At 63.2% G+C, this 13,064-nt stretch carries 9 protein-coding genes and 1 tRNA gene; 5 read left to right on the plus strand and 5 right to left on the minus strand.

Annotated elements, in window-relative coordinates; all coding sequences use genetic code 11:
- Positions 1 to 2: 2 nt before the first annotated feature.
- Positions 3 to 1,430: a DUF1501 domain-containing protein gene (locus ACOYYX_RS31315; protein ID WP_422926601.1), complete on the plus strand. Its 1,428-nt coding sequence runs from the start codon at positions 3 to 5 to the stop codon at positions 1,428 to 1,430.
- A 35-nt stretch (positions 1,431 to 1,465) separates the two neighbouring features.
- On the opposite strand, the gene ACOYYX_RS31320 is transcribed toward ACOYYX_RS31315, so the two are convergent.
- Entirely contained in the window at positions 1,466 to 2,536 is a 1,071-nt protein-coding gene (locus ACOYYX_RS31320) for an alpha/beta fold hydrolase (protein WP_422926602.1), read from the minus strand.
- Positions 2,537 to 2,617: 81 nt separating this feature from the next.
- Positions 2,618 to 4,513: a CocE/NonD family hydrolase gene (locus ACOYYX_RS31325; protein WP_422926603.1), complete on the minus strand. Its 1,896-nt coding sequence runs from the start codon at positions 4,511 to 4,513 to the stop codon at positions 2,618 to 2,620.
- A gap of 251 nt (positions 4,514 to 4,764) precedes the next feature.
- Between ACOYYX_RS31325 and ACOYYX_RS31330 the strand changes: the two genes are divergently transcribed.
- The 4 genes from ACOYYX_RS31330 to ACOYYX_RS31345 all read left to right on the plus strand — a co-directional run bounded on the left by ACOYYX_RS31330 (position 4,765) and on the right by ACOYYX_RS31345 (position 8,030).
- Positions 4,765 to 5,214: an acyl-CoA thioesterase gene (locus ACOYYX_RS31330; protein WP_422926604.1), complete on the plus strand. Its 450-nt coding sequence runs from the start codon at positions 4,765 to 4,767 to the stop codon at positions 5,212 to 5,214.
- 161 nt (positions 5,215 to 5,375) lie between these two features.
- Positions 5,376 to 5,462: transfer RNA gene (locus ACOYYX_RS31335), tRNA-Leu, on the plus strand.
- 301 nt (positions 5,463 to 5,763) lie between these two features.
- The gene (lhgO, locus tag ACOYYX_RS31340; protein ID WP_422926605.1) at positions 5,764 to 6,963 is read left to right on the plus strand and encodes an L-2-hydroxyglutarate oxidase; all 1,200 of its coding nucleotides are present in this window, start codon (positions 5,764 to 5,766) and stop codon (positions 6,961 to 6,963) included.
- A gap of 32 nt (positions 6,964 to 6,995) precedes the next feature.
- Positions 6,996 to 8,030 carry a D-2-hydroxyacid dehydrogenase gene (locus tag ACOYYX_RS31345; RefSeq protein ID WP_422926606.1) on the plus strand — a complete coding sequence of 345 codons (1,035 nt, stop codon included), beginning with the start codon at positions 6,996 to 6,998 and terminating at the stop codon, positions 8,028 to 8,030.
- Between the two features lie 78 nt (positions 8,031 to 8,108).
- Here ACOYYX_RS31345 and dcuC read toward each other — a convergent pair whose 3' ends face one another.
- The 3 genes from dcuC to ACOYYX_RS31360 form a co-directional block, all read right to left on the minus strand.
- Positions 8,109 to 9,434, minus strand: a complete 1,326-nt coding sequence (gene dcuC, locus ACOYYX_RS31350) for a C4-dicarboxylate transporter DcuC (RefSeq protein ID WP_422926607.1) — start codon at positions 9,432 to 9,434, stop codon at positions 8,109 to 8,111.
- Between the two features lie 146 nt (positions 9,435 to 9,580).
- On the minus strand, positions 9,581 to 11,251 hold the full coding sequence (locus ACOYYX_RS31355) for a ThuA domain-containing protein (RefSeq protein ID WP_422926608.1): 1,671 nt from the start codon (positions 11,249 to 11,251) through the stop codon (positions 9,581 to 9,583).
- Between the two features lie 154 nt (positions 11,252 to 11,405).
- Entirely contained in the window at positions 11,406 to 12,977 is a 1,572-nt protein-coding gene (locus ACOYYX_RS31360) for a sialate O-acetylesterase (RefSeq protein WP_422926609.1), read from the minus strand.
- Positions 12,978 to 13,064: the final 87 nt, after the last annotated feature.

Consider the following 13,064-nt stretch of genomic DNA (forward strand, 5'->3'; position numbering starts at 1 on the left):
AGATGGACCAGTACACCGAGCACGAACGCCTCCTGACGCGGCGACACTTCTTCGGCCGCACCGCAACCGGCATCGGCACGGCCGCCCTGGCTTCGCTCCTGAACCCGAAGCTGATGGCCTCGCCCACGCACTTCGCACCCAAGGCGAAGCACGTGATCTACCTGTTCATGTCGGGCGGGCCATCGCACATCGACCTGTTCGACCACAAGCCGAAGCTCCAGAACCACCACGGCGAGGAGTTGCCCGGCTCCGTGCGGATGGGTCAGCGCATCACGGGGATGACCTCGGGTCAGAAGTCGTTCCCCTGCGTCGCCCCGATGTTCAAGTTCGCCCAGCACGGCCAGAGCGGCACCTGGATGAGCGAACTCCTGCCGCACACGGCCACAATCGCCGACGATATCGCCGTGGTGAAATCTCTCAATACCGAGGCGATCAACCACGACCCGGCGATCACGTTTATCCAGACTGGCAGCCAGCAGCCGGGCCGTCCCAGCCTGGGCGCCTGGTTGAGCTACGGCCTCGGCAGCGAGAACGACAACCTGCCGGCGTTCATCGTTCTCATCTCCCAGGGCAGCGGGAACAAGACGGACCAGCCGATTTTCTCGCGACTCTGGGGGAGCGGCTTCCTGCCGTCGAAGCATCAGGGGGTCCGCTTCCGCTCGGGCGACGATCCGGTGCTCTACCTCTCGAATCCGCCGGGCATCGACGCCGAGACCCGGCGCCGGATGCTCGATGGCGTCGGCCGGCTCAACCAGATGGCGTCGAACTCGTTCGGCGACCCGGAGATCAACACCCGGATCGCCCAGTATGAGATGGCGTATCGGATGCAGACCTCCGTCCCGGAACTCACCGACCTCACGAACGAGTCACCGGCCACACTCAAGAGCTATGGGATCGACGAGAAGGGGGAAGACGGTGGCTTCGCCCGAAACTGCCTCCTCGCCCGGAGGATGGTCGAGCGTGGCGTGCGCTTCGTCCAGCTCATGCACCGCGGCTGGGACCAGCACGGGAATCTGCCGATGCAGATTCGCGGCCAGTGCAAGGACGTGGACCAGCCGGCCGCCGCGCTCGTCAAGGACCTCAAGGCCCGAGGGCTGCTCGACGAGACGCTGGTCGTCTGGGGCGGCGAGTTCGGCCGCACGGTCTACAGCCAGGGGTCATTGACGAAGGACAACTACGGCCGAGATCACCACGGCCGTTGCTTCACGATGTGGATGGCAGGCGGCGGGATCAAGCCGGGTATCACCCACGGCGAGACCGACGACTTCTGCTACAACATCGTCAAGGACCCCGTCCATATCCACGACCACAACGCCACGATCCTGCACTGCCTGGGCATCGACCACACGAAGCTCACGTTCCGCTTCCAGGGACGCGACTTCCGCCTGACCGACGTCGAGGGCAACGTGGTGAAGGAACTCCTGGCCTGAGACCAGGCGAGGAGTTCCTCGGCGAAAGGCATTGCTCAGGGGTTGAGCCAGCGCACGAACCAATCGAGCGTCTCCTTCCGCTGCTCGTCGGTCACGGCATGGCCAACTCCCTTGGCGACGTCGATCTTGAGACGGTCCGAGACCCCCGCCTTCTTGTACGCCTCCTCGGCGGCCGCAAATGCTCGCTCGGCACCGCCGAGTGGGCAGTTAGGGTCGAGCTCGCCGTTGAGGATCAGCAGCGGCCTATCGGCGAAGAGTCGGAGCATGTTCGGGCAGTCGAACTGGCCGAGCATGCCCGGGATCACCTTGTTCCAGAGTGCCCGGCAGACCTTGGCATTCACCTCCGGCTCGCCGAGGTCCTTCGCGGCCGCCTGATGGGCCCCGGCGATCGTCCGGGCTCGCCCTTGCCACTGGCCATTCTCCAGGCTCCACTGAAAGCTCTGCACCGCGATCGCGGGCACGGCCACGGCGACCCGCTCATCAACCGAGGCGGCGAGCCAGGTCTGGATCCCGCCCATGCTGATGCCGAACATGCCGATTTTCTTGGAGTCGACGTCGCCCCGCGACTCGAGGTAGTCGACCGTGCGCCAGAGATCCCAGCAGGTGTCGTAGTAGAAGGGATGCTCCTGGGCCTCCCCCGAGCCCGCCCGCCAGGCCTTTGTGATCGCGGCCACGTAGGCGTCGGCCCCCTTGGCTCTGTTCACTCTTGCGCCGTGATACCTCGCGTCGATCGCGACGCCGATGATCCCGCGGCTTGCCAGGTCCGTCAGCCAGCCCTGGAGGCTCTCCTTGTTCCCGCCCGTTCCATGGAGCACGATGACCGCGGGGTGCTTAACCTTCTGGTCCTCGGGCCGGATCAGGAGGACCGGGACGCGTTCGAACTTTCCGTTCGCCTTCTCCTCGGAAGCGAAGTCGAGCTTTTCGAGCACGAGGCCCCCCTTGAGGGGCTCGGTCTCGGCGACGTTGATGTCCAGCGGCACCTTCGGCCGATCGAGCATCGTCGTGAAGGCCTTGCGCACCTCGGACGGAGACTGGACGCCCAGAGCGGTCTCGGGGGGAGCGACCTGCAGCAGGATCACGAAGGCCAGATATTGAGAGAACACCATATGGAGATTTCCCCGTTTTTGTAAGTTCGATGGCGGCTCGTAATGATGGAATAAGGCATTGAGCACTCGCGACGAAACTCATCAAGGCAAGGTCAACACTTCGAGCCGCGACGGGTGGGCGGGCGACACATACACTCTCTGGGTCGCCTTCTGGAAGTCGGACTCCTTGGCCGAGTAGATATCCACGAACTTTTGTGGGTTGCGATCGACAAGCGGGAACCAACTGCTCTGGACCTGCACCATGATCCTGTGACCAGCCCGGAAGCAGTGGTAGATGTCCGGGAGCTTGAAACTCAGAGCCGTGGGCTCGCCGGGGACGAACGGCTCCGGCTTTTCGAAGCTCTTGCGAAATTTGCCACGGAAGACATCACCTCGGACGAGTTGTTGGAAGCCCCCCATCTTGATCCCGGCCGGGTTCGGATCCAGGTCGGGGAAGTCGTCCGGGTAGACGTCGACAAGCTTCACGACCCAGTCGGAATCGGTCCCGCTCGTGGAGACGTCGATGTTGGCCTGGATCGGGCCGGCGAGCGTCACGTCAGTTTCAAGCGGTTCGGTGACGAAGGTGATGACGTCGGGACGTCTCGAGGCGAACCGCTGGTCGGCCACCATGTATTCGCGCTTCATGTCGATGGCGATCTCGCCAAGGAACGGAACAGGCTTGGCGGGATCGCTGACATACTCCTCGAACTCGGCCTGCTGCGGAGTCGACTGGGCGGGCGGGGGCTCGAAGCCAAGTCGACCCTTGGGTTGGAGGTAGAGCGACGTCGGCTTGGCGATCTTCGGTGGCCAGGCATCCCATTTTCGCCACTCGTTCTTGCCGGTCATGAAGACCCAGGCCTCGGGCGAATCGGGTCCCCCCTTCCCTTTCAGGTTCCGCTCGAAGAAGGGCAGTTCGATCTCCTGCTGGTAGAAGGTCGAGGTCCTCGAGTTGAAGCGGACATGACCCAGACCCTCGCCAGGGTCGCGCGACCAGCCGCCGTGAAACCAGGGGCCCATCACCAGGCTGTTTCGCGTGGTGGGGCTCGCCTTCTCGATCGAGCGATAGGCCTCGAGGGCGCCGAAGAGGTTCTCGGCATCGAACCAGCCGCCGACCGTCATCACGGCCGGTCGGACATTTTTGAGGTGTGGGCGGAGATTGCGTGACTTCCAGAAGTCATCATACGTCCCGTGCTTCATGATCTCCTTCCAGAAGTCGACCTCCCCCTTGAAGTAGACGGCGTCGGCATTCGCGAGAGGCCCCAGCTTTAGGAAGAACTGATAGCCATCGGGCGTGCCGTGATCGAAGGGATGGTCGAACTTCTTGGTCGGACCGGGTCGAGGCCTCCCGAAACGGGCCATGAAGTTGAAGGCGTGGGGCAGGAAGAAGGCGCCGTTGTGATGCCAGTCGTCGCCGATAAACCAATCCGTGACAGGGGCTTGCGGCGAGGCCGCTTTGAGCATGGGGTGGGCGTCGACGAGGGCACAGGCCGTGTAGAATCCAGGGTAAGAAATCCCCCACATTCCCACTCGGTTATTGTGGTTCTCGACGTGCTTGAGGAGCCAGTCGATCGTGTCATGAGCGTCGGTGCTCTCGTCGATCTGATCGGGCTTGCCGTGCTCGGCGAGGATCGGCCGCATGTCGACGAACTGCCCCTCGGACATCCAGCGTCCGCGGACATCCTGGTAGGCGAAGATGTACCCTTCCCTGGCGAACCCTTCCCAGGGGCCGAGGTCCCTCGGGTACTTGTCGACCCCGTATGGCTGCACGCTGTAAGGGGTCCGCGTCAGGAGGATCGGGTAGCTCTTGGACTGATCCTTCGGCGCGTAGACGGCCGTGAATAGCTTCGTTCCATCCCGCATCGGGATCTGGAACTCGTACTTCGTGTAGTGAGCCTTGACGTACTCGACCCCCTGAGCTCGCAGCTCGGACGTCCCGGCCAGGGCCAGGCAGAGGATCGCCAGGGTCGTCCGCCACTGAAATCGACCACGCATCGGCATTCGGTCACCTCGAGCGAAGTGGGTCGAGCCGGGATCGTTTCTCCGCGAGAGTCCTCGTTTCGATAGGTACCCCCTCGATCCCGGAAGTCGCCCGATCATAGCGGATCCGAGTTGCCCGCGAAGCCATCGGCCTCCAAACTTTCCGATTGGAAAGGCTCGAGCGTTGCGAGCCGACCAGGCCAGCCTTTATCGTGGGCTGATCCTGGACGAAGTACCGACTCCAGGCCTTCTCGAAGCCTCGATGAGCCTCGATGATGGATCCCGCTTTGAACGACCTGCTCGCCGACTTCCCCATGATCGTCACCGTGCCCGTACAGTGGGGGGACCAGGATGCGTTCGGACATGTGAACAACACGGTCTATCTGCGCTGGTTCGAGTCGGGGCGGGTCGACTACTTCGAGAGGATCGGGCTCTCGGAATCCATGCGGCGCATGCGGGTCGGCCCGATCCTCGCGTCGATCACCTGCCACTACCGCAAGCAGGTCAATTTCCCGGACCAGATCCGGATCGGGACCCGCGTCCACAAGATCGGGCGCTCGAGCATGGTGCTCGACCACCGGATCGTCTCGGAGTCGAGTCGGGCGGTCGTCGCCGAGGGCGTCTCGACCGTCGTCGTGTTCGACTACGCGAAGAATCAGTCCGTCCCCGTCCCCGATGATATCCGCCAGGCCATCAGTCAGCTCGAAGGGAAGGAATTCTAGGTGTCCCCGTTGAGATTTCGCCGCCCACGTTCTTCTCGAGTTCGAGGCTTAAAGAGCTGTTTTCAAAGGCTCTCAACGAAATTCGAGATCCTTGGGACATCGACTGCTTGACTTTCGATCCCGTCCGAGTAATATGTTCTTCACGCCAAGCAAATCACTCAGCCGGAGTGGCGGAATTGGCAGACGCGCTAGCTTGAGGGGCTAGTGACCTAACCATGGTCGTGCAGGTTCAAGTCCTGTCTCCGGCATCTGAAAGGCCCGTGTCGCAAGACACGGGCCTTTCGCATTGATGAGCTCAGCTCCAGGTTCCCCCCAGCACGCCGATCAACATTCGCCGCGTCGCATGAATATTATTTGAATCCGTGCTATGACCTGCCGAGAGACCAGCACGATCATCGCGACGGACGCGCGGAACCTGGCCAGAGATTTAGCATTGCCCGAGAAAGCCCCCTGGCCCACAATCGGGGCCTCAAGACGACGGCCGGCAATACGGATGCCGCCCGAATGCTTCGATGAGACGCGCAGCCTTGGATCGACCTGGGGACCTCGATGATTTCGACGGACGTGGCAATCATTGGTGGTGGCATCGTTGGCCTCGCAACCGCCTACCAACTCACTCGGGCCTACCCGAATCTTCGCGTGGTCGTGCTCGAGAAAGAGTCCGATCTGGCTCATCATCAAACCGGCCACAACTCCGGCGTCCTGCATTCCGGCATCTACTACAAGCCCGGGTCCTTGAAGGCGATCAACTGCCGCGAAGGCAAGCGGCTCATGGAGGAGTTCTGCGCCGCCGAGGGGATCGCATACGAGATCTGCGGCAAGGTCATCGTCGCTCTCAATGACGCCGACTTGCCCGCCCTGGAACGGATCTACGAGCGTGGCAAGGCGAATGGCGTCGTCTGCGAGGTCATCACGCCCGAGGTCCTCAAGGAGCTCGAACCGCATTCGGCCGGGATCAAGGCAATCCACGTGCCCGAGGCGGGCATCGTCAACTACAAGCAAGTCTGTGAGCGGATGGCCGAGCGAGTTCGCGAACGTGAAGGCCAGGTGCTCACCTCGGCGCCGGTCACGAAGATCGAGCGGAGCCCCGACCGGGTCGTCTTGACGACGGGCGCCGGCCAGGTCGAGGCCAAGCAGATCGTGAACTGCGCGGGCCTGCACTGCGACCGCGTCACGGAGCTTGGAGGGCAGAAGCCCGACGCCAAGATTATCCCCTTCCGCGGCGAGTACTACGAGCTCAAGTCCGAGGCCACGCACCTCTGCAAGAACCTCATCTACCCGGTACCCGACCCGAGCTTCCCGTTCCTGGGCGTCCACTTCACGCGGATGGTTAAGGGGGGCGTGGAATGCGGCCCCAACGCGGTGCTGGCCTTCGCCCGCGAGGGGTATCTCAAGACCGACTTCAGCTTCAGTGACATGGCCGAGACGCTCGCGTATCCTGGTTTCCGCAAGCTCGCCGCCAAGCACTGGAAGACCGGTCTCGGCGAGATGTGGCGGTCGGTCAGCAAGACTGCGTTCGTCAGGGCGCTTCAACGCCTCGTGCCCGAGATCAAGGCGGAGCACCTGGAGGCGGTCCCCGCGGGGATCCGCGCTCAAGCTGTGCTCCCCGACGGCTCGATGGTGGACGACTTCCTGATCCAGGAGGCCGACCGGGTCGTGAATGTGAACAACGCCCCGTCGCCGGCCGCCACGGCATCCCTCAACATCGGCAAGACGATCGTCGAACGGCTGGCCCCGCGGCTCGCTTGATCGACCGGATCGAGCCTACGGAGTCCAAGGCGATGAACCGTCGCAGCTTCCTCTCCGCCTCGGCAGCCGGCGCGGCCCTGGCCCCCGCCGCCGTCGCCCAGGCTCGTGCCGAGAGAGGCCTCAAGGTCCTCATCCCGCCGACGAGCCCCGAGGAGCTCACCGACCTCCAGTCGGCCACTCCCGGGATTGAACTCGTCGTCTGCCGGGGCGAGCAGGAGGCCATCGACCATGCCCCGACGGCGCATGCCAGCTACGGCTTCATCACCAGGGACATCATCCGGGCCTCGAAGACGCTGCGATGGGTCCAGCAGCCGAGTGCCGGGGTCGAACATCTCATCGAGATCCGCGAACTCGTCGAGAGCGACATCGTCCTGACGAACATGCAGCGCGTCTATGCGCCACAGATCGCCGACCAGGCGATGTCCTATCTCCTCGCCTTCACCCGCGACCTCCGGCATTTCGCCGGTGATCAGGAGAAGAAGCATTGGGGAGCGAAACGCCCTGGGTTCGTCCTGGACGAACTGGACGGGAAGACGCTGCTCGTCATCGGCCTGGGAGGCATCGGATCCGAGATCGCCCGCCGGGCTTTTGGCTTCGGGATGCGCGTAGTCGCCACGGATCCCAAAGTCCAGGAGCGACCTCTCTTCGTCGAGAGCCTGCATCGCCCCGACAGATTCCACGAACTCCTGTCCAAGGCTGACGTCGTCGCGAGTGCGGCCCCCCTCACCAGGCAGACGACCGGGATGATCGGCGCGAAGGAGTTCGGCCTAATGAAGCCGGGCGTCATCCTGATCAATGTCTCCCGCGGTCGCATTGTCGACACTGATGCGTTGGTCGCGGCCCTCGACAGCGGGCGAGTCTCAGCCGCCGGGCTCGACGTCACGGCTCCCGAGCCTTTACCCGACGGGCATCCCCTCTGGTCTCGGAACGTCATCATCACGCCTCACACCGCCGGACAGTCGCCCGGGGGCGACAGGCGTCGGCACGCCATCTTCCGCGAGAACCTCCGACGCTTCGCCGCCTGCGAGATGCTCCTGAACATCGTCGACAAGGTCGCCGGCTACTGATCGAGTTGGGGTCCGGTCCCGACTTAGCGCGATAGGACTCTGAAAGTCAGCAGTCCTAGGCCTCGTGAAATCATAAGGCTATCTCACAAGCAGGGCCGTCGACACCGAAACGACGGTCCCGAGGATGAGAGCGGGGAACAATCGCCGGATGATCTCCAACGGGGAGACTCCGGCGAGTCCCGCACCGCAAACAACGACGGCGGAGACCGGCGACATGGTACGTCCGCACGCGGCTGCGAGGCAGGACAGCACTCCCGCGGTCGTCTGAAATCCGGGCCCGTCGCCAAGCGGGACGAGGCAGACCTGGGCAAAGGCCAGCACAGGTCCGGAGCCAGAGCCGGAGAGTGCCGCCAGGCCCCACGGGAACCCGAGCGAGAGGGCCGCCAGTCCGACGCGAGAACCGCCAACCTGATGTAAGAGGGCATCTCCCAGTCCCGAAGCGGCAATGCCTGCGCCGAAACACTGAGCGGCAATGGTCAAGGAGATGACGTTGGCGTAAGCCGTTCCCATCCCATCGAACAGGCTCCGAGTCAACCGCGGCAGTCCTCGCCAGCCAATCAGCCCGGCGACGAGAACCCCGATCAGCATCGCACGTACCACGGGCAAGGCTCCCGCCAAGGGACGCCATGCTTCGGCCTCGGGCACTCGCAAGAGCCAGGCAAGCGGCCTCCAACCCATGTGAGCAAGCAGCAATAATGCGACCGGAACCAGCGGCACGATGGCCTTGAGCACGTCGGGACCGCGCGAGTCTTCCTCACCGGTTACGCCAGCTACCATGACATCCTGTCCCGTTCGGGGCTCGTCACGTCTCCCGGCACGATTCCAAAAAGCGAACACGAAAGCCGCGACCAGCATCCCCAGCAGGCTCGAAGGAATAACGATCCGACTGAGGCTGGCCGCTTTCAATCCGGTGACTCCGGCAAGGGCCTGGACGTCCTGACAACCCGGATTGAGCAAGTCGCCTCCGAACGAGGCACCCAGCACCAACGCCGCCCCGCCAACCTCCCGGCTCGAGCCCAGGGCTACGACGATCGGAATCAGGATCGGCCCCAGCATCGCCGCCGTGCTGGACTGGCTCGGCACGGCCAGATTGACGAGGTAGGCAGCTCCGATCCCGCCGGACAGGACGGCCCAGCGTGCGCGTCGCAGCGGCACCATCAAAAGTTGGACCAGTTCTCGATCGCAACCTGTCGCTTTCAATACGGCGGCGAACCCCATCGAGGCGCAGATCGGGGCGACCATCGGCGAGACCATCGCCTGCGTGAACTTGTCGGTGAACGCGAGCGGATTCCCGTTCAGCGACGCGAGGATCAGGCCCGCCCCGAGGAGAACCAGTCGGACATCAACCCGCTTCACCATCAGGACGATCGACGCGATGATGACGACGATTGCGACAGCTATCATGCGTTCACATTCCCAATCGGCGTCATCGTGCTCTCGTCATGCTCATGACGACAGGGAAAGCCGACGAAACGAAACGCACTGGCGGGTCTGCATCCGCCAGTGCGTCAATCCTGTCATTCCCCGGCCAAGCAAGGCGCCACGATGGTTCACTCGGTGCCCGTCGACGCGGGGGTCCGCGAGTGGTGATTCGCCGTGGTCCATTCGAAAGCGTTTCTCAGCAATTTCTGGAAGTCGGGAGACGCGAAATCGCCGGGGTGGCCGAGCGAGGTGTAGAAGACCCGATTGCCAGAGGGCGGGGCATTGGTCCAGGCGATGGGCTCCTCGGGATGGTCGGGTATCGCCCCGATGAGGAGCGGCTTGGCGGTCGCCACCAGGGGGTTGACCTTGTAGAGAGTGCCGTGTCCCTCGAGCTTGCCCGCGTCGACCCCTTCCAGGATAGGGTGCTCCGCGCCATCCTTCGCGACGGTCACTTTCACGTTAGACCCCTCGTCGTGGTGCCCCCGATAGTTGCCGCCGAGGACCTCGGCGTCGAAACCATCCCAGGAGGAATGCCCCTCCGGGACCGGCTCATTGGCACGAGGCGAGAAGGCGTGGCTGGCCGTTCGGATGCCCACGATCCCCTTGCCCGAGGCGACGAACCGCTTGAGGGCCTCGACCTGCTCGGTCGGCAAGACCCGGCGACGTACGCTGATGAGAGCGGTGTCGGCCTTCTCCAGGAGGTTGATCGACGGCAGGCTATTGCGGTCGCGGTCGCTCGCGAGGATGTAATCGAGATAGTAATCCTTGATGAGTTGGGCCGAGGCGAAGACGGGGACCGTCTCGTCGGTCTTGTACTCATCCTCCGCCACGACCAGCGCGGCCCGAGGCCTGGGATCCGCCTTGAATCGAAACGGATGCCCCCCCAGGATCTGGTCGGATGTAATCGTGGGGCAGACGAACTTCTCGATATGTTCAATGATCAAGTCGGTTCCGGCGTAGTGGCTCACGAAGGGGGCTCGGGCCGGGTTGTACATCGTGTCGGTCATGTCGCGCATAAGGACGACGTTCTTGCCATTCTTCGCCAATTGCCGCAGGCCGAATGGACGTCCAAGAATACACATATTCGTATGGACACCAAGGAGGATGACGTTGCGGATGCCCCGGACTTCGAGCACACTCCAGATCTCGTCCCCCTTGTCGCTGATATAGTCGGCGTCGCCGATCGTCAGCATGTTGGTCTCGGACTTCCAGGGGGACTTGGGGTTCCTCCCCATCGCCGAGAGTTGCTCGGCCCACTGCTGATGCTCTTGCGTGTCGTCATCCTCGCCGCCGTCGCTCTGGTCGATCGGGTAGGTCCCCTTCTCTTCCGACGGAATCTTGTAGCACCACTTGCCGATGTCGGCCGGCAGGTTGGACGACTTGGGGGTCTCGATGGCCCGCTTGCGTCCTGGATGATTCTTGTAATTGTCCATGCAGTCGCTCGGGGCATGAATGATGAGGGCCCCTTGCTTCCGTGCGGTCTTCAACACTCGCTCAATCGTGGGGGCCATCTCCTTGACCCGAAGGACGGCGTTGAGGCAGTGGTGCAGGTCCCAGACGTCGCAGACGATGATGGCGGTCTCGTTCGGCTTCCAGGACTCAGATTTCTCGACCACGCGATACTGGTTCGCATCGGCCTGGAGAGGCTGTCGCGAGCGAAGGCGGACCTCGAACGGCCTGTCGGCATCCTCAGCATGAGCATCCGGCGCAAGAAATCCCGAGCTCATCCAGGCGAGCAAGAGGGCGAACCAGCGAAGACGTCGGAGTCGGGGTCGAGCTGATGTCGAGCGGGAAAGCATCGGATACTCCTTGTCGATTTCGTCGCGTCGTTCGGCCTTCGTCCCTTGGCTGGCAGGGGATGGCGGACACTTCGAAAGAGAGCCGAAGAGGCCGGGCGCGCCCTTCGGACACCCGGCCTCCTCTGATCGTCAACGATTCGAATCGGGGTCAACGTCATTTCATGTTGATCGTCACGCCCGGCCAATCGTCGGTGCGGAAGGGGGTGAGGGGTAATCCTTCCTTGCTGAGGACGTTGCAGACGGGGTTGTCGGCCCAGGCGTACCGGACGGCGGTCGGCTCGGAAACGCTGTCCGCCCAGACCTCGACCTTGTCGTTACCCACGAACTTGGCCTTGGCCCAGACGAACTTCTTGTCAACCCCCGCCACGGCGAATCCGTTCAACTCAGAGACGTCAATGGTCCTGAGCCCGGAACCGACGTGGTCGAAGGTGAGGACGATCTTGTTGCCCTGCTTTTCGAAGGACTTGTACGTCGGGCTCTGGTGGGCCACGCGAATGCCGTAGTCCTTGGCGAGGGCCCACCGAGCCAGCCGCATTGCCACGCGCTGCTTGTTACGCGGGTGAATGTCATTGGCCTCGCCGAGGTCGATGATCACGGCCTCCCCGGTGTTCGGGAGCTTGGACATGGTCATCGTTTGGGCTTCTCGTAACTCGGCCCATGCACTGTCGCTGGGGGTCGGCTTCTCCGCCATGAAGTCGGCGAGCTGGACCCAATAGAACGGGAAGTCGCCGATACCCCACTCTTCACGCCAGAGCTTGATCATGAAAGGAAAGAGGTCGCGGTACTGGTAGCCTCGGCTTGCGTTCGACTCGCCTTGATACCAGATCGCGCCCTTGATGCCATAGCCGATGGTGGGCCTGAGCACGCCATTGTAGATATTGCCCGGGCGATGGTTCCCGTGCATTTCGGCCTCGGGGTCATGGGGCGCCGGAGAAGGCTTCTTACCTTCGGCCTTGGCCTTTTCCGCCTCGGCCTTCCACTCGGCGAGGGCCTTCTGGTAGGCGGCCTTGGCCTCCGGCAGTTTCTTCTCGCGCAGCTCCCAGTGGGCGAGCAATTCCTTGAAACGGCCGTCGGCGGTCAGCTTCTCGCGATTGATCCAGGCCTCGCAGGCCGAGCCGCCCCAGGCGTCATTGATCAAGCCGACGGGCACCCTGAGGGTTTCGTGCAACTGACGTCCGAAGAAGAAGCCCACGGCCGAGAAGTTGCCCACGGTCTCGGGTGTGCAAGCCTTCCACGCCCCCTCGAAGTTCTCCTTCGGCTCCTGGGTCCCGACCTGAGGGACCGAGATGAGCCGGATCTTCGGGTACTTGGCCGCCATGATCTCGAGCTCACCGTCGTTCGCCGCGAGCACCGGCCACTGCATGTTCGACTGGCCGGAGCAGACCCAGACCTCTCCGACCAGGACATCACTGAATGTGATGGTGTTTTCACCCTTGATCGTCAGGGTGAAGGGGCCGCCCGCCTTGAGGGGATCGAGCGTCACGGCCCACTTGCCCTTGTCGTCGGCCTTCGACGACTTGGCCTGACCCTCGATCGTGACCGTCACTTCCTCGCCCGGCTTCGCCCATCCCCAGACCTTGTCGTTCTGGCCCCGCTGGAGGACCATGTGCTCGGTGAAGATGTTCGGGAGCTTCACCTCGGCACTCGCCGGCTGGACGACCCCCGCGCCCAGCACAAGTAGTCCTCCTGCCAATCGGAACAGCCCCCGCGCGAAAACAGATTTCATCAGATCTGACCCCTCTGGACCTATAGCTTGCATGGCCTCGCCACAATCGCCGTCAGTGTAGCCGAGCGGTAGGGCCGATTCCACAAC

The sequence above is a fragment of the Singulisphaera chitinilytica genome, from assembly GCF_049331405.1.
Classification (GTDB): Bacteria; Planctomycetota; Planctomycetia; order Isosphaerales; family Isosphaeraceae; genus PoT.

Bases quoted from the DNA above. Each gene is read 5' to 3' on its own strand.
- ACOYYX_RS31315 (WP_422926601.1), top strand. From the start codon at position 3: ATGGACCAGTACACCGAGCACGAACGCCTCCTGACGCGGCGACACTTC.
- ACOYYX_RS31320 (WP_422926602.1), bottom strand. From the start codon at position 2,536: ATGGTGTTCTCTCAATATCTGGCCTTCGTGATCCTGCTGCAGGTCGCT.
- ACOYYX_RS31325 (WP_422926603.1), bottom strand. From the start codon at position 4,513: ATGCCGATGCGTGGTCGATTTCAGTGGCGGACGACCCTGGCGATCCTC.
- ACOYYX_RS31330 (WP_422926604.1), top strand. From the start codon at position 4,765: ATGATGGATCCCGCTTTGAACGACCTGCTCGCCGACTTCCCCATGATC.
- lhgO (WP_422926605.1), top strand. From the start codon at position 5,764: ATGATTTCGACGGACGTGGCAATCATTGGTGGTGGCATCGTTGGCCTC.
- ACOYYX_RS31345 (WP_422926606.1), top strand. From the start codon at position 6,996: ATGAACCGTCGCAGCTTCCTCTCCGCCTCGGCAGCCGGCGCGGCCCTG.
- dcuC (WP_422926607.1), bottom strand. From the start codon at position 9,434: ATGATAGCTGTCGCAATCGTCGTCATCATCGCGTCGATCGTCCTGATG.
- ACOYYX_RS31355 (WP_422926608.1), bottom strand. From the start codon at position 11,251: ATGCTTTCCCGCTCGACATCAGCTCGACCCCGACTCCGACGTCTTCGC.
- ACOYYX_RS31360 (WP_422926609.1), bottom strand. From the start codon at position 12,977: ATGAAATCTGTTTTCGCGCGGGGGCTGTTCCGATTGGCAGGAGGACTA.